We start from the raw sequence: 17,067 nt of genomic DNA on the forward strand, positions 1-17,067 counted from the left end.
TAAATAAAAATTTACTTAGCTTTATATTCTAAAATAACTGGTTGAGAGTAGTTTGGTACATCATCATAAGTAAATATTGCATAATATTTATCAATATCTGTTGCACCAAAATCATCTAAAGTATACTCATCTACACCTGCATAAAGTTTTTGTCCATCTTGTGCAGATAAAGGTTTTCTAAAAGGATTTTTAATAACTTTTGCTCCTACAAAATCGGCATCTTTTGGATTATTCCAAGTAACTTTTACTTTACCATTTTCTATTACTAATTGTGCATTTGTTACTTTTTCAACAGGGAATCTTCTTTTTGGTATATATTCAATAATAAGTTTTGGACACAAAGTACTATTATTACTAGCTTCCCATGAAACAGTCTTATCTTTTAATACTTTAAATGCAGATGTTGGTTTTAATACAAAAGAGATATCTGATTTAGTTTTTAACTTCTCATTTAAAGTAATTTCAGAAAATGAATCAAACATAAAATATTGGGTTTGATTGTTTTTAAGTTCAGTTGCACTTACATCATAACCAATATTTTGAATAACTTCTCTAGAAGTAATATCTTTGTAACTTTTATTGATATTATCATCTACGAACTCCAAATGGAATCTAATATCATCTTTGATATAAACTTTTGTAGAGTTTAATTCAAAATAAGCTTTAGTAATCATAGTATCATTATAAGGAGGAAGGGATGAAAGATTAAATTGAAAAGTAGAATATATTTTATTTCCTTTTTCATCAAAACCGGGAGTAATCACATTTTCTAATACTTCATTTTTACTTACTGTATAAATAGATTTAGGAAATAAAGCTATGCTAGTTGGTTCAATTGTATAAGTTAATTCAAGTCTTGGTCTATATGTTAACCCAAAACCAAACTTTCCATACCCAATGTCCCATTGCATCATCTGTTTACTTCGTCCAACCCTTAACTCTTTTGGACCTTCAACTCTTAAGATAATAGTATCATCTTTTATAGATTTTTTTAAATCATCACACTCTAAACCTGATAAATGCCAATTTCTCCAAATACCTTGTGTCAGCTGATGGGACTCAGTAGGGCGACCAATATATCTAATTATCTCCATATTATTTACATCTTCAAAATCTGTAATATCACCCATTGTATCTTGATTAACAAGTCCTACATTCCATTCACCATACTTTTCAATTGTAGTTGAAACTCTGTTTATTGGATATAGATTAAATGAAGCTAATTTTATAAGTGCATTTTGAGGAAGTGATTTTACATTTATGGAAATAATAGCATATGAAATACCTTTATTTTCATCAATTCCTACAAATAAAGAATTTACACCAAAATGTTTAGGATTATTATTTAAGTTCTCTGCCACATAACCAGTACCTTTTGCATTGGCATAAAAAGTTCTACTATATTCATCATACTCAACTAAAGTTCTAATTTTAATTTGAGGATAAAAAGGTGACTTTTGATTTGTTTTTTTATTTACAACTCTAATATTGTAATAATAATCTCTATTTGAAGCTAGATTTATATCACTAAACTCTAAAGCTTGGGTTTTTGCAATTAAGTTAGAAGAGTTACAAAACTGTTTATCTTTTTGGCTTCTAAATATTTCAAAATAGATATTCTTATTTAATTGATAATCCCATTTTAATGTTACATGATTTGAACCAATTTCACTAGCTTCAAAACTATCCACTCTATTCATTAAAGAAGCTTTGGCATAATTATCTACTTCTTTTAATGCATATATTAGTGCTGGAATATGCTCTCTTATATTTTCATTCATATCTTCCATATAATCACTAATATTTCTAGTTCCTACTTCCACAACTGACGAAAGTATTCCTTGTGAATAATAAAATTCTCTTCCACTTCCTGATATTAATTTTGCAGGAGGTTTACCTTGATGTATCCCATATTCTCGTCCTGATATCTTTCTGATTTCCTCTGCCATATTTGCACACAAAGTATTCATATCAATTGTATCAATTGTATCTTCATGTCTAAAATCATGCGCAGGAAAGAAAACATTACCTTGACTATGGTAATCTAAAGCAATAGTGATATTTGTGTGGGCTAAAACAAAGTCTCTTAAACTTTGAGTTTCAGGCTCACTAAAAGGTTCAGGACCTCCATATACATTTGATGCAGTATTTGTAGACTTTACAAATCCTATAGGAAAGTTTCTATTTAAGTCAACTCCATATGTTCCATCTAAATTTTGTCTTCTATTTTTTCTCCAAAAAGAGAAATGATTTCTTGAATATTCATAACCATCAGGGTTAGCACAAGGTACCATATAAATAGTACTTTCATTTAAATATGTTTGTAAAGTAGGGTCAGTTTCTAGATTTTTTAATACATAAGTTGCAAACTCTATAGCTAACTCATGTCCAATCCACTCCCTAGCATGGATTGTCCCTGTATAAAATAGGGCAGGTTTATTATTTGCTGTTTCAATATTTTTTGATATTGTTATTAAATTAATATCTCTTTTTTCCCAAGTTTGACCAATAGATTCTATTTTGAAATATTCTGGATATTTCGCTTCCAATTCTTTGAAAATTGTTGTTGAAGCATCGTATGATCTGTATAATCTTTTCAATAAATTATTCTCCTATTTTTAATCTAGCCTTCAATTGACTAAACTTATTTTTCCCAATACCTTCTATCTCTTTTAATTCATTTATATCTTTTAACTTTGTTACTTTTTTTCTATAATCGATAATAATTTTTGCTAATTTGGGACCAATACCTTTTATTTTTTTTAGAACTTCAATAGTAGCAAAATTTATATCGATTCTCATATCATCAATATTTTCATCCCAAGCTTTTAACATTTGTGCATCTATTGATTCTAATTCAAATAAATCAGAACTATCAGTAATAATATTCTCATCAAGATACTCTTTTATTTCAATAGCCAACTCTTCATCCATACCATATAAAGACATTAAATCAGTCAAACTAGCTTCATTTAAATTGATTTTTTTCTTTTCAAATTCAGTAACAGTACTTGCTTGTTTTTTATAGGTTTTTTCTATATCTTTTGGTGCAATTGAATCTGGAATATCATTACTATTACTAATTTCAGTTAATGCCATATCAAAATCTTTTGTATCATTTAAAAAATACTCTCCATCAAAACTAGGTTTATATTTACTAAACCCTATGTGTCTCATAGTTCTAAGTAATGAAGAGTCTATTTTCCCTAACTCTTCCCAAGAGAACATTGGAACATGAGGTTTTTTAAATCTTCCCATAGAAAAATCCCACATCAAGTATTGACAAATCCAGTCTCTAATATATGGAAAAGCTGCAAAAGCAGTTGCACACTCTAAGATATATGCTTTTCCTGTTTTAGCACAAATAGCAATATCACAAGCCCAATACTCTGCTTTTGCAGCTTTACTAGCTTTTACAGCAAGTTCTAGGGCATTCATAGGAATATTTTCATAAGACATTGAACCTCCTTGTGAGGTATTTGTAATCCATTCCCCAGCACCCGAATATCTCCAAAAAGCACAAATAGGTTTGTGTCCTATAAGCATTACTCTAATGTCCCCTGAATCTTTTAAATCAATTGCATTTTGAGTATAAATTGGAGTATATTTTTTTTCATCCAAAAGTTTTTTTGCTTCTTTGTAACTATCAGCTTTGTGAACATAATAACCACCATAATTAGATGCTCCATAACTTCTTTTTATAATTTGTGGGTAAGTAGCTTTATTTTTTAGATAATCATACCCTTTATCTTTATCATAATATATTTTTGTTTTGGGAATTGAAATATTAAATTTCTTACAAAATAGAGTTACATTCTCTTTTGATTTATTTGAAAACTGTGTTTCAATCGAGGGTACAAATCTTACATTCGGAAGCTCTTTTGATATTTCGACAAATGTCTCATATGCAGTTGCAGGAATATTTCCTATTAAAACTTCAATTTTTTTTCTTTTAATCTCTTTTATAAATCTTGCTTTGTCATTTTTCCAATGATATGTAACAGTTTCTATTTTATCTGGCCATCCTTTAAAGTTTGACTTATCAAAAAATCTCATTACATAATCTAAATATAAGAATCCTATCTTTGGCAGTTTTTTCATTTCTTATCCCCTTTTTTAGTTTTTCTATCAATTAAATCTACAATCAAGTCTATTTTTTTGTCATTAAAATCTAAACCCATCTTTTCTTGTTCTGGCGTTGCAAAAGCAGGTATTCCATTTACTTCTAAAACAATAAATTCTTCCTTTTTTCTATCATAAATAATATCAACACCTGCAATATCAAGTCCTGTAATTTTAGTTGCTTTTAGTGCCAAATTGATTACATCATCATTTGGTTCCCTTAAAAATACACTTCCACCACTTGTAACATTTGTTCTCCAGTCACTTCCTCCTGCTTTTCTACCATAACACCCTACAAATTGACCATCAACAATATCAACTCTATAATCAGTATTATCATAATCAATAAATTTTTCAACATAAAAATATCTTAAATCCATTTGATTTAAAAAAGGAATAAGCATATCTAATGTTTCTTCATTTTCTATTTTAGTAAGACCAACTCCACCCCAACCATCAGTAGGTTTATAGACCATTTTTGACCATTTCTTCATAATAATATTTAAATGATGAGTATCATCCCTATGACAAAGTTTATAATCTGCAGTTTTTACACCGTTTGTTCTTAGCCAAAATGCTGTATGAAACTTATCTTCTGTTAGTTCAAAAGAATCATAATTATTAATCATAGGAATAACTCTATTTAAGGCTTTATATAAATACATTTGGTATTGAGTCTGTTCCCCCGCATTATAAGAAAAAAACAAGTCAAGTTTATCTAATTTCATTTTATCATAAATAATATGACCATTCTTTGCAATAGCATTTCGTAAATTCAAATTAGGAATTGTTTCAATATTTCTCTCTTTTAATTTTTCTATCATTTTTCCTTCTATAATATTTCCACCACCATTTTGATAAAGCCACATACCTATTTTTCTATTCATAATAATCCCCTTTAATCATTATTTTGAAAATGAGCTAAAATTTTAGTCATTAAATCAATTCTAGTTTGAAAACTACTTTTCAAAGCTCTTTCTTTTACTGTATGATCACCATCTCCATATGGACCAAAACCATCTAAAGTTGTAACTCCACAGGAGGCAACAATATTTGCATCACTTACACCACCTCTTTTTTCAGTTAATTGTTTAATATTTGCAATTTTTTCTATTGTATTTATTAGTTCTAGTTGATTAGAGTTTTCTTCCATTACATCTCTTTGAATTGAGCCTATAAGTGTTGATACACTACCCTGTACATAAGATTTCTTTACAATCCTATCTATTGCATTTAAAACTCTTTCTTTCTCATCACTCAATGTATATCTAAGTTCTAATGTAATCTCACATTTTGGTGAGATTGTATTTGCTCCAATTCCACCATTAATTTTACCAACATTCACGGTTGTCTCTAAATCTAAATTTGTTAGCTTTACTAATTCTTGTAGTTTATAACTAGCTTCAAGATTTGCATCTATGCCTTTACTATAATGGTTCCCCGCATGAGCAGCTTTACCTTCAATATGTATTGTAAAAGTTCCTACACCCTTTCTTTGTGTAACAACTTCCATATTTTCACCCGCTGCTTCAAATACAAAACACAAATCATAATTTTTTGCAATATCTGAAGTTAAAAATTTAGAATCATCACTTCCTGACTCTTCATCAGAAACAAGTAAAAAATCTATATTAAAAATCTCATTATTTTGATTATAAATATTTCTAAGTGCTTGAAGAGCAACTATATTCCCACCTTTCATATCACAAGCACCAGGACCATAAATCCAATCTTCATCTTCTGTAACAGATTCAAAAGTATCAGGAGGGAATACGGTATCATTATGTCCTAAAAGTAGAATTTTTGTCCCATTTTTTTTCTTTGATAAAAAGAGTAAGTGATCACCTATTAATTCACGAGAGTAACTATTTTTTTGAAAGCCTAAATCTTCCAGCCATATTGACATGAGTTTACCAACTTTATCAACGCCATCTTTATTTTTTGTATAAGAGTTTATACTCATTATAGTCATTAAATCGCTTAAATAGTTCATGTTCATCCATATAGTTAATGTAGATAATTTACTATAAAAAGTTATACATTAATTATAAAATAATTATATATAAAATACCTTATATTATCTTACTGTAATATAGTAGCATTTTCGTTACAAATAATCTAAAATTAAATTAATAGAAAGTTGTAACCTAAAGTTTTATAATAGTTTTTATGTGAATTATCATTATAGATGATAGCATAGAATATATATTTAGGAGGAGTAAGGGTGTTTATTTTTTAACCACCCTTACTTAATTATTTATTTTTGTTTTTGTTTTTTTGACCTGCAATAATAAATCTAAGAGCATTAAGTCTAATAAAACCTTCTGCATCTTTTTGATTATATACTTCGTCTTCTTCAAATGTAGAGTGAGCTTCTGAATATAAAGAGTTAACAGATTCTCTTCCTACCACCATTACACTACCTTTGTAAAGTTTTAATTTTACAGTACCTTCAACATTTACTTGAGTTGCATCAATTGCTGCTTGAAGCATTTCTCTCTCAGGAGAGAACCAATATCCTTGATAGATAAGTTTTGCGTATTTTGGCATCATTTCATCTTTTAAATGAGCAGCTTCTCTATCTAAACAAATAGATTCGATTGCTCTATGAGCTTTAAGCATAATTGTTCCACCTGGAGTTTCATAACAACCTCTTGCTTTCATACCCACATATCTATTTTCAACAATATCAAGTCTTCCTATACCATGTTTATTTCCATAGTCATTTAATTTTTTAAGTAATGTTGCTGGAGATAACTCTTCACCATTAATTGATATTGGATCACCATTTTTATATCCAATAGTGATGTATTCTGCTTGGTCAGGAGCTTTTTCAGGTGAAGTAGTCCATAACCACATTGATTCTTCTGGTTCATTATTTGGATTTTCTAAATGTAAACCTTCATATGAGATATGTAAAAGGTTTGCATCCATAGAGTATGGACTAATAGCTGGATTTCCATCTTTATCAAGATGTTTTTTATCTATTTCAATTCCATTCTTTTTAGCATAAGCTAATAGTTTTTCTCTAGAATTTAAATCCCACTCTCTCCAAGGAGCAATAACTGTAATTTCAGAATCAAGTCCTAAATAACCTAATTCAAATCTAACTTGGTCATTTCCTTTTCCTGTAGCTCCGTGAGAAACTGCATCTGCACCCATTTTATGTGCTATTTCAATTTGTTTTTTAGCGATTAAAGGTCTTGCAATTGAAGTACCTAATAAATATTCACCTTCATAAATTGCATTTGCTCTAAACATAGGGAATACATAATCTTTTACAAACTCTTCTTTGATATCTAGTATAAATATATTTTCAGGCTTAATTCCACAAGCTAAAGCTTTAACTCTAGCTGGTTCAACCTCTTCACCTTGACCTAAATCAGCTGTGAATGTTATAACTTCAGCATTATATTCATCTTGAAGCCATTTTAATATTGTAGATGTATCAAGTCCACCACTATAGGCTAATACTACTTTTTTTACTTCTTTTTTACTCATTTATTATATCCTATATCATAGTAATTTTAAGGAGTTATTTTATCTTATCTTAGCTATAATCTTGTTTATGAGAATAGATAAATTTTTAAACGCAGTTAATATTACAAAAAGAAGAGCAGTTGCTGAAGATATGCTTGAACATAAAGTAGTTCATATAAATGGTATGCCAGTCAAAAAAGCAAAAGAAGTTAAGGTTGGGGATTTAATTGAAATTAAATACTTAGAGTATATAGAAGAGTATAAAGTACTACAAATTCCACAAACAAAATCAACTCCAAAATCAAAACAAACAGAATATATAGAAAAACTAAAAGGAAAAGATGATGTTTAGTAAAGACAAACTAAAATTTGATGATATATTTGAAAATAGACTTCCAGTGGAAGAAGTTAGAGAGTATTTAATTAAATTATATAAAGATGGAGAAACCGCTGAACAAATAGCAGCAGCTGCTGATGCTATGAGAGATCATCTTATTGCTTTACCAGTTGATTATTCTTTAAAAGATGAGTTAATTGACAATTGTGGAACAGGTGGAGATAAATCAAATAGTTTTAATATCTCAACAACAGTTTCATTACTTTTGGTTGCTTGTGGTTCAAAAGTAGCAAAGCATGGGAATAGAAGTATTACAAGTAAGTCAGGAAGTGCTGATATGCTAGAAAAGCTTGGTATAAATCTAAATTTAAATATTGATAATCAAGTAAAAATGCTTGAAAATACTGGTTTTGTATTTATGTTTGCCCAAAATCATCATCCAGCAATGAAAACTATAATGCCTATACGAAAATCAATACCACATAGAACTATTTTTAATATTTTGGGACCTTTAAGTAATCCAGCAACAGTATCAAAACAACTAATTGGTGTCTTTAGTGATGAGTATATCCATAGAATGATTACAGCTCTAAGTCTTTTAGATACAAGAAGAGCTATGGTTGTTAGTTCAAAAGATGGAATGGATGAAATTTCAATTAGTGATGTTACTTATGCAACTACATTGATTGATCAAAGAACACATGATTTTATAATAGATCCTAGAGATTTTGGATTAGGATTGTATTCAAAAGATGATATTTTAGGTGGAGATGCTCAAGAAAATGCTCAAATCACAAGAGATATCTTAGAAGGAAAAGTAAGTGGTGCAAAACTTGATATTGTATTACTTAATGCAGGAGCTGCACTATTTATAGATGATAAAGCAAAAGATATAAAAGAAGGTATTGAAATAGCAAGAGAAACTATCAATTCGGGAAAAGCAAAAGAAAAACTTGATCAAATCATTAATTTTTCTAAAAGTATGAAATAGGATAATTTTGGAAAAAATAGAATTAGTTTTAGAAGAAAATGATTTAATTAAAATCATTAATAAATTAGATAAAATAATTGATAAAAAAGAGTCAATTGTTTTATTAAGAGGTGACTTAGCAAGTGGTAAGACTACTTTAGTAAAAAACTATGTAAAGTTCTTAGAAATCGATGACTTAGTTACATCACCAACTTTTTCAATTCAAACAATTTATGGTGAAAATATTTATCATTATGATGTTTATAATAAGACTTTAGAAGAGTTTATATCTTTAGGTTTATTAGAAGAATTTGAAAAAGAGGGTATCCATTTTGTAGAGTGGGGAGATGATAGATTAAATGAACTTCTTAACTCTTATGGATTTCATACTATTAAAATAGATATTGAAAAATTAGAAAATAAAAGGCGATATATAATTAATGCATAAATTAAGAATAGAAAACATAACTAAAAACATTAAAAAAACTCAAATTTTACATGGTATTTCACTTGAAGTTAAATCTGGAGAAATAGTTGGTTTATTAGGACCAAATGGAGCAGGTAAAACTACAACTTTTTATACTGTTTGTGGACTTGTAAAACCAACTTCTGGGAAAGTTTTTTTAGATGAAACAGAAATTACAAATTTGCCTTTACATAAAAGAGCATTAAAAGGTATAGGGTATTTACCACAAGAATCATCTATTTTCAAAGACTTAAGCGTAGAAGACAATCTAATGCTTGCTGCTCAAATAGTTACAAGTGATAAAGCTGAACAATTTAAAAGAGTAGAAGAGTTACTTGAAGTTTTTAATATTGAACCAATTAGACAAAGAAAAGGAATCTCTTTGTCAGGTGGGGAGAGAAGAAGAACAGAAATAGCAAGAGCTTTAGTATCAAAACCAGTTTTCCTATTACTTGATGAACCTTTTGCTGGAGTTGATCCAATTGCTGTTAAAGATATTCAAGAAATTATCAACCAATTGACACTTAGAGGTATTGGTGTGTTAATTACAGATCATAATGTAAGAGAAACTCTTCAAATATGTGATAGAGCATATGTTATGAAAAGTGGAGCACTTTTAGCAGCTGGAAATAGTGATGAGATTAGGAATGATGTAAGCGTAAGAGAACACTACTTAGGAGAAAGTTTTACTTTTTAAAAGTAAAAAACTCTCTCTTCTTCACTTTTAAGTGCTTTATTTAAAGCAGAACTTACTCTTTGTAAAATAAGCTCTTCATTATCATCATTTTTTAATTCAACTACTCCAAAACAACTATGTTGAGGAAGTTTCTTATTTACAAGCATAGTATTTAAAATGTCTTCAAGTTTATAAGATACATTTAGCGCACCATCTAAGTCAGTTTCAGGTAATAAAACTAAAAAAGATGATTCTTCAGATTTAAAACAAATATCGTGTTCTCTTATATTATTTTTAATTAATTCGCTAATATCATTTAAAAAGTCTTCATATGAGATAATTTTTTCATCTATATTTCGTACACTTAGCTTTATTAAAGATAAATCTTTTCTATATCTTCTAACTCTTTTTGATTCAATTGAAAAGATTTTATGAAATCTATTTAAATTGTATAATCCTGTTATCAAATCATGATTATATTTGTATTCAAATAAATTTGATTTCTCATTTAAATTTGTAATATCAAATAAAGAGACTAGAAAATAAGTTTTTTCTTTTTCTATTTTTGTAACATTTAATTTAAAAATCCTAGTAACATCAACTACTTTTATTTTAATTAATACATTTTCTTTATCTAAACTAGAAATAAATTCATACCATGAAATATTTTTCAACTCTTCTTTATTAGGAAGAAATAATTCTTTATCTAATAATATTTTTTCTAAATTTATATCAAATACTTTGAAGTTTTTTGAAAAGATATCATTTTTAGCAACTATTTTTCCATCTTCTAATATGGCTACTAAACTATCTTGATTATTTAATAACTCAATAGTAGAGTCCTCAAAATCGAACTCTTTACTATGTATTTCTTTCTTTAAAAACTTATGTTCTAAACATTTTGTAATATTTTTTATTAATTCATATAAATCTAAAGGTTTTAAGCAGTAAGAATTAATACCTAATTCAATAGATTTTTTATAAAAACTTGAATCAGTATGTGCTGTTGTTACAATACTAGGGATATTTGAATTAATTTCATTAATTCTTTTTATCATCTCTAAACCGTTCATTTTAGGCATATTGATATCAGCAATAATCAAATCTATATCAGGATTATTTTTAAATGATTCAAGGCCTTCTTCTCCATCGCTACAAACTGTTAAATTACCTACAATACTATTTAAAATATTAGAAGTAAAATTTCTAATTTCTTCTTGGTCTTCCACATAGAGTATGTTTAGTTGTTTAAAAAAATCTTTATTCATAGGTCCTTCTATTTTGCAAAAATATTAAGTGCATTTTTCAAATCTTCTTCTGTATCAATACCAAATGATTTAGATTGTACTTCAACCATTGCAATCTTCTTTTCATGATAGATTGCTCTTAATTGTTCAAGCTTTTCAATACCTTCAGTTAACGCTGATGGAAGTTTACAAAACTCATCTAAGCTTTTTACTGTAAATCCATAAATTCCTAAATGCCCATTATAAGTAGCATGTTCATAATGATCTCTATGATATGGGATTTTACTTCTAGAAAAATAAGTAGCATTTCCTTTATCATTTAGTAATACTTTTACATGATTTGGGTCATCTGCTAATTGTGAAGATATCTTTTTATGGCAAGATACAATCATAATATCTTCTTTATTATCTCTAACTTCTTTTACTCTATTAATAACAGCTTTTATAACATCAACTTCTATAAAAGGTTCATCAGCTTGAACATTAATAACAATATCATCTTCTTTTAAATTGAGTTTTTTAGCTGCTTCATTTATTCTATCCGTTCCACTTTGATGTTCGCTTGAAGTCATAATAGCATTTATTCCATGCTCTTTTGCTAAGCCAATAACATTAGCAGAATCTGTAGCAATTGTTACATCATCTAGACTACTCACTTGTTTAGCAGTTCTTATAACCATAGGTAAACCTAGTATATCAACTAGGATTTTATTTTGAAATCTACTAGAATTTAATCTTGCAGGTATAATTATCATATTTTGTTTCCTTTAAATTATTATAGGTAATTTTATTTTAATAGTTGTTTCATTCTCAATAGAACTAACTTCAATTGTACCTTTTAAATGCATTTGAACGATACTTTTAACAATGTATAATCCTAATCCTACACCATGTTTTTCCTCTTTTGTTGAAAAGTATGGTTCAAAAATTTTTGAAATTTTGTCATTATCTATTCCTCCAGCATTATCATGGAAGGTTAACTCAATAAAATCGTTTATCTTTTTTACTTCAATTGTTATTTTTTTATTATCTTCTATCATATTTTTTTGCATTGATTCAATAGAGTTTTGAACAAGGTTATTAAATACTGTTACTATTCTATCTTGATAGGTTTCAAGTATCAAATTATCATCACAAATTATTTCGAAATCTATAACTCTTTTATATGGTTTAATAAGAGTTTCAAATAGTTTTTTTAACTCTACTATTTCTTTTTGTCCTTCGAACTCAATTAATGACTTGAACTCTTCAATTGTATTTGATAAACTTTTTACACTTTCAGTTATTTTCTTTAAACCCTCATGAAAAGGTCCTGTATCATCTATATCTAGAGATAGCTTTTGGGCAATAATAGAAATAGTGTTAAGAGGTTGTCTCCACTCATGGGAAATAGTTCTTATAGTATCTGTCATAATATTTAGTTTATTATCTTGAACTAATAGTTTTTCAGATTGGTCTAAAGTATGAGTAATATCAAACATAAGTGCCGTAAATCCAGTAATATCACCATATTTATTATAAATTGGTTTTATTTTAATATCCACCCAAAAAATATCATTATTCTTTTTGACATTTTTAATTTTACCTGTCCATTCTTTACCACTTTTTATATTACTCCACAGATCTTGGAAAAGTTCTTTAGGAGAATCTTCATGTTGAATAACAGCATGTGATCTTCCTAATAATTCACTTTTTGAATAACCTGTCAATTTGCAAAAAGCATCAGAAACTTCAGTGATAAAACCGAACTTATCTGTATGACTTGAGATAACATATTCATTTAAAATTTGGTCATCTGAGATTTGTTTTGTAATATCTTTAGCATTTAAAACAAAATATTTTTTGTTTAGCATAAGAGAAACAGTTACTTTAAGATAAATTGGTTTTTCATCTTTTCTTGTACAAATAAGATTCATATCTGTATCATAAGAATTAATCATATTATTTTTTAAAAGTTGTAAGAATGATATTTTATATGATTCATTAACTAAATCAACAAATTTTAAAGATAATAATTCTAAATTCGTATATCCTAATATTGGGCTTAGTGCATCATTTACATATAAGAATTTACTCTTAAAATCAATGATACCAATTCCATCCCATGAGTTATTAATTATTTCTTTTAATTCATAGTTTGTATTTTTCAATTTTTCTAAATCTGAACCCATTAAAAACCTAAATAAACTTATTTTTATATCTTTTCATTATAATATAAAAACTTTAAAACTAGGGAAAATTTAATGGATAATGATAATTTAAGTGCTAAAAAAACCATAACTGTAATAGATACATTTGGGTTTTTATTTAGAAGTTTTTATGCACTTCCTCCTTTAAAATCAAAAGATGGCTTTCCAACAGGATTATTAACAGGATTTATGAATTTTATATCAAATGTTGGAAAAGACTTTCAAACTGACTATATAGTTTTTGCACTTGACTCAAAAGGTGATACTTTTAGAAATGCAATCTATGATCAATATAAAGCACAAAGACCAGATGTTCCAGAAGACTTACTAAGACAACTTCCAATTGCAATTTCATGGATAGAACAAATGGGCTTTAAAACGGCTATTAAAAGTGGATTTGAAGCTGATGATATCATAGCTTCAATTGCTCACGATGCAAGAGAAAAGAACTTAGAAGTTAGAATAGTAAGCCATGACAAAGATTTATATCAATTAATTGATGATGATACAGTTTATTTATTTGATCCAATTAAAAAAGTAGTAATCAATGAAGAAAAATGTTATGAAAAATATGGTGTTCACCCTAATCAATTTACAGATTATCAATCACTCTTAGGTGATAGTGCTGATAATGTTCCAGGAGTAAAAGGAGTAGGGGCTAAAACAGCAGAAGCTTTAATAAAAGAGTTTGGAACTTTAGAAAATATTTATGAAAATATCGAAAGTGTTCCAAAACCTAGATGGAAAACACTTCTTTTAGAAAATAAAGAGATGGCTTTTATTTCAAAAGAGTTAGTAACTTTAAAAAAAGATTGTCATTGTATAGATTTTTTAGATCAATTTGAATTACCAAAAGAAAATCCAATTTTAAAAATTCAAGATACTTTATTAAAATATGACTTAAATAAAATAGTTGAAAGAGTTCATCAAAATGGACTTAACTATAAAACCCAAATGCCAAAACCAAAAGAAAAAATAAATTATGACTTTATATTATTAAACACAAAAGAAAAATTAGAAGAAGCAATAAATACTATCCCAAAAGATTCTATTGTGGCTTTTGATACTGAAACAACAAGTTTAGATACAAAAATAGCAAAAATAGTTGGTTTTTCTTTTTGTTTTGATGAAAACAAAGCATATTATATTCCAATATCACACTCTTATTTAGGCGCTTCAGAGCAAGTCTCAATAGAAGATGCTAAAGATGCAATTAATAAGTTAAACGATTTTAAACTTATTGTTCAAAACTTCAAATATGACTTTGATATTATAAAATTTAACTTTGATATTGAGTTAAATTTATTTGCTGATACTATTATTTTAGCTTGGTTATTAGATAGTAGTTCAAAAGTAGGGCTTGATGCACTTGCAAAAAGCTATTTTGACCATACAATGATTGCCTTTAAAGATGTAGTTAAAAAAGGTGATGATTTTTCTACTGTAGATATTTCAAATGCTTGTAACTATGCAGCAGAAGATGCTTTGATGACATACAAAATATACTTTAAACTATTAGAAGAGTTTAAAAAACAAAATTGTGAACATCTTTTAAAAATAGCAGATGATTATGAGTTTAAATTTATTGATGTTTTAATAAATATGCAAAATAATGGTGTAAAAATAGATACACAAATTTTAAAAGACCTTAAAGTTCAAAATCAAGAATATATTCAAGAACTTACAAAAAAAATCCATGAACTAGCTGGAAGTAAATTTAATATAAATTCACCAAAACAATTAGGTGTAATACTTTTTGAAACATTAGGATTAACTGCTTCGAAGAAAGGAAAAACAGGATATAGCACAAATGAAGTTGTACTAAATAAACTAGTAGACTCCCATGAAATTATTTCAGTAATATTAGATTATAGAGAAGCATATAAACTACAATCTACTTATATTGAACCCCTTTTAGAATTAGCTTCAAATGACAGTGAAAATAAAATCTATACTTCTTTTTTACAAACAGGAACAGCAACAGGAAGACTTAGTTCAAAAAATCCAAACTTGCAAAATATTCCAGTAAAAAGTAGTGCAGGAAGAGAGATAAGAAAAGCCTTTATTGCAAGAAAAGGATATAAACTTGTTGGTATTGATTATTCTCAAATAGAATTAAGATTATTGGCTCATTTTAGTAAAGATAAAGCCTTAGTAGATGCTTTTAATAATGATTTAGATATTCATAGCCAAACAGCTGTAAAAATATTTGGTGAAGAAAAAGCAGCTGAAAAAAGAAATGTTGCCAAAACAATAAACTTTGGATTACTTTATGGGATGGGAAGTAAAAAACTAGCGGATACTCTTAAAATAACACCAAAAGAGGCTAAAGTTTATATTGATTCATATTTTGAAGCGTTTACAAATGTAAAAGAGTATATGAAATCAATTGAAAATTTTGCTTTGGAAAATGGATATGTTGAAACTTTAATCAAAAGAAGAAGAATATTTGATTTTAACGCAGCAAATACAATGCAAAGAATAGGTTATTTAAGAGAAGCAGTTAATACAAAATTTCAAGGAAGTGCAGCAGATTTGATAAAATTATCTATGATAAAAATCTTTGAAAAATATAAAAATAATGAAAATTTAAAAATGATTTTGCAAATTCATGATGAACTTATTTTTGAAGTTAAAAATGAAAATTTGGATGAAATAACGAATGATTTGAAAAAAATAATGGAAAATATATTTACACTAGAGATACCTTTAAAAGTATCTGTGGCTATAGGTAATAGTTGGGGTGATTTAAAGTAAAATAAAAAAGTTTTTTATTAAAAAATAATTTTCTTTTGACAAGAAAAATAAATTTAGCTATAATAAAACTAAATAAATCAATTAAAGAGTAATGAATGATTAAAACATTAAAAAATATTAGAAAACTAAATAATGCAAAATTATTAGTTGTAAGTAGTGATTTAAATGTTAAAAAATCTTTAGAACAAGATTTAGATAATTATTTTAAAGAAGTTAGTTTTGTATCAAATAATAAAGATGCATTAATTTTAGCTAGTCAAAGTACTTATGATCTTGTAATTATTGATACTCAATGTGAGGGTATGCTTTTCAAAGATTTTTGCTTTGAATTAGTTGAAATTGCACAAACACTACCTAAAATAATAATTTCGAGTGATGATAATAGCGAAGATATAGTTACTGCTGTAAATTGTAACTCATACACATTTATTTCAAAACCCTTACGATTGCAAGATTTAAAATTAGCAATTATAATGTGCTTAAATCAAACAAAAAGAGGTGATAAAGTAGAATTCCAAAATGGAATTTACTTTGATGAATATAGAGACCAATTTTTCAAATCAGGCGGAGCAGCGATTGATTTTACAAGACTTGAAAAAGGGTTCTTAAAACTTCTTATTGCTAGAAGAGGTGAAATTACTGATTATGATACAATTAAAGAGGTTGTATGGAAAGGTAAAAATATGTCTATTTATACAATGAGAAATATTGTAAATAAAATAAGACAAAAAACTTATTATGAAATAATTAGAAATCATTCTAATAAGGGATATGTAATTGACGAAACAGGTATGAAGAGATTCTAAATAATAAAGGGTGCCTA

Annotated in this window: 14 protein-coding genes; 6 read left to right on the plus strand and 8 right to left on the minus strand. The window is 27.4% G+C overall.

Features of this window, described 5'->3' with window-relative positions:
- Positions 1-11: 11 nt before the first annotated feature.
- From LXN10_RS14800 to LXN10_RS14820, 5 genes are all read right to left on the minus strand, one after another.
- Positions 12-2,600 carry a M14 family zinc carboxypeptidase gene (locus tag LXN10_RS14800; RefSeq protein WP_375723754.1) on the minus strand — a complete coding sequence of 863 codons (2,589 nt, stop codon included), beginning with the start codon at positions 2,598-2,600 and terminating at the stop codon, positions 12-14.
- 4 nt (positions 2,601-2,604) lie between these two features.
- Positions 2,605-4,101, minus strand: a complete 1,497-nt coding sequence (locus LXN10_RS14805; protein WP_375723755.1) for a helix-hairpin-helix domain-containing protein — start codon at positions 4,099-4,101, stop codon at positions 2,605-2,607.
- Complete coding sequence (locus tag LXN10_RS14810) at positions 4,098-5,012, minus strand: ATP-grasp domain-containing protein (protein ID WP_375725346.1); 915 nt, start codon at positions 5,010-5,012, stop codon at positions 4,098-4,100. The genes LXN10_RS14805 and LXN10_RS14810 overlap by 4 nt, the downstream gene beginning before the upstream one ends.
- A gap of 8 nt (positions 5,013-5,020) precedes the next feature.
- The gene (locus tag LXN10_RS14815; protein ID WP_375723756.1) at positions 5,021-6,115 is read right to left on the minus strand and encodes a M20 family metallopeptidase; all 1,095 of its coding nucleotides are present in this window, start codon (positions 6,113-6,115) and stop codon (positions 5,021-5,023) included.
- A 260-nt stretch (positions 6,116-6,375) separates the two neighbouring features.
- Positions 6,376-7,623 (minus strand): argininosuccinate synthase, encoded by a 1,248-nt coding sequence (locus LXN10_RS14820; protein WP_375723757.1) that lies wholly within the window; start codon positions 7,621-7,623, stop codon positions 6,376-6,378.
- Positions 7,624-7,690: 67 nt separating this feature from the next.
- Here LXN10_RS14820 and LXN10_RS14825 point away from each other — a divergent pair, with 67 nt between their 5' ends.
- From LXN10_RS14825 to lptB, 4 genes are read left to right on the plus strand one after another with little or no spacing between them, the layout of a single operon-like run.
- Positions 7,691-7,954, plus strand: coding sequence for an RNA-binding S4 domain-containing protein (locus LXN10_RS14825; RefSeq protein WP_129099220.1), 264 nt, complete (start codon positions 7,691-7,693; stop codon positions 7,952-7,954).
- Entirely contained in the window at positions 7,947-8,930 is a 984-nt protein-coding gene (trpD, locus tag LXN10_RS14830; protein WP_375723758.1) for an anthranilate phosphoribosyltransferase, read from the plus strand. Before LXN10_RS14825 ends, trpD begins: the two co-directional genes overlap by 8 nt.
- A 7-nt stretch (positions 8,931-8,937) precedes the next feature.
- The gene (tsaE, locus tag LXN10_RS14835) at positions 8,938-9,357 is read left to right on the plus strand and encodes a tRNA (adenosine(37)-N6)-threonylcarbamoyltransferase complex ATPase subunit type 1 TsaE (RefSeq protein WP_375723759.1); all 420 of its coding nucleotides are present in this window, start codon (positions 8,938-8,940) and stop codon (positions 9,355-9,357) included.
- Positions 9,350-10,072 carry an LPS export ABC transporter ATP-binding protein gene (lptB, locus tag LXN10_RS14840; RefSeq protein WP_375723760.1) on the plus strand — a complete coding sequence of 241 codons (723 nt, stop codon included), beginning with the start codon at positions 9,350-9,352 and terminating at the stop codon, positions 10,070-10,072. The genes tsaE and lptB overlap by 8 nt, the downstream gene beginning before the upstream one ends.
- On the opposite strand, the gene LXN10_RS14845 is transcribed toward lptB, so the two are convergent.
- The 3 genes from LXN10_RS14845 to LXN10_RS14855 are packed head-to-tail and all read right to left on the minus strand — an operon-like array spanning position 10,069 to position 13,469.
- A complete protein-coding gene (locus LXN10_RS14845) occupies positions 10,069-11,319 on the minus strand; it encodes a GGDEF domain-containing response regulator (protein WP_375723761.1) in 1,251 nt (416 codons plus the stop codon). The two genes, lptB and LXN10_RS14845, sit on opposite strands and share 4 nt — an antisense overlap.
- Before the next feature lie 8 nt (positions 11,320-11,327).
- Positions 11,328-12,053: a 3-deoxy-manno-octulosonate cytidylyltransferase gene (kdsB, locus tag LXN10_RS14850; RefSeq protein ID WP_375723762.1), complete on the minus strand. Its 726-nt coding sequence runs from the start codon at positions 12,051-12,053 to the stop codon at positions 11,328-11,330.
- A 12-nt stretch (positions 12,054-12,065) separates the two neighbouring features.
- Positions 12,066-13,469 carry a PAS domain S-box protein gene (locus LXN10_RS14855; protein ID WP_375723763.1) on the minus strand — a complete coding sequence of 468 codons (1,404 nt, stop codon included), beginning with the start codon at positions 13,467-13,469 and terminating at the stop codon, positions 12,066-12,068.
- A gap of 72 nt (positions 13,470-13,541) precedes the next feature.
- On the opposite strand from LXN10_RS14855, the gene polA reads away from it, so the two are divergent.
- Together polA and LXN10_RS14865 are read left to right on the plus strand one after the other, a co-directional pair.
- Positions 13,542-16,244: a DNA polymerase I gene (polA, locus tag LXN10_RS14860; protein ID WP_375723764.1), complete on the plus strand. Its 2,703-nt coding sequence runs from the start codon at positions 13,542-13,544 to the stop codon at positions 16,242-16,244.
- A gap of 95 nt (positions 16,245-16,339) precedes the next feature.
- Positions 16,340-17,050, plus strand: coding sequence for a response regulator transcription factor (locus LXN10_RS14865; protein WP_375723765.1), 711 nt, complete (start codon positions 16,340-16,342; stop codon positions 17,048-17,050).
- Positions 17,051-17,067: the final 17 nt, after the last annotated feature.

This window comes from Arcobacter iocasae, from assembly GCF_042214795.1.
GTDB lineage: Bacteria > Campylobacterota > Campylobacteria > Campylobacterales > Arcobacteraceae > Arcobacter > Arcobacter iocasae.

Excerpts from the sequence above, each read along its gene's own strand:
- LXN10_RS14805 (WP_375723755.1), bottom strand. The coding sequence starts at position 4,101 with ATGAAAAAACTGCCAAAGATAGGATTCTTATATTTAGATTATGTAATG.
- LXN10_RS14815 (WP_375723756.1), bottom strand. The coding sequence starts at position 6,115 with ATGAACTATTTAAGCGATTTAATGACTATAATGAGTATAAACTCTTAT.
- LXN10_RS14820 (WP_375723757.1), bottom strand. The coding sequence starts at position 7,623 with ATGAGTAAAAAAGAAGTAAAAAAAGTAGTATTAGCCTATAGTGGTGGA.
- LXN10_RS14825 (WP_129099220.1), top strand. The coding sequence starts at position 7,691 with ATGAGAATAGATAAATTTTTAAACGCAGTTAATATTACAAAAAGAAGA.
- trpD (WP_375723758.1), top strand. The coding sequence starts at position 7,947 with ATGTTTAGTAAAGACAAACTAAAATTTGATGATATATTTGAAAATAGA.
- lptB (WP_375723760.1), top strand. The coding sequence starts at position 9,350 with ATGCATAAATTAAGAATAGAAAACATAACTAAAAACATTAAAAAAACT.
- LXN10_RS14845 (WP_375723761.1), bottom strand. The coding sequence starts at position 11,319 with ATGAATAAAGATTTTTTTAAACAACTAAACATACTCTATGTGGAAGAC.
- kdsB (WP_375723762.1), bottom strand. The coding sequence starts at position 12,053 with ATGATAATTATACCTGCAAGATTAAATTCTAGTAGATTTCAAAATAAA.
- LXN10_RS14855 (WP_375723763.1), bottom strand. The coding sequence starts at position 13,469 with ATGGGTTCAGATTTAGAAAAATTGAAAAATACAAACTATGAATTAAAA.
- polA (WP_375723764.1), top strand. The coding sequence starts at position 13,542 with ATGGATAATGATAATTTAAGTGCTAAAAAAACCATAACTGTAATAGAT.
- LXN10_RS14865 (WP_375723765.1), top strand. The coding sequence starts at position 16,340 with ATGATTAAAACATTAAAAAATATTAGAAAACTAAATAATGCAAAATTA.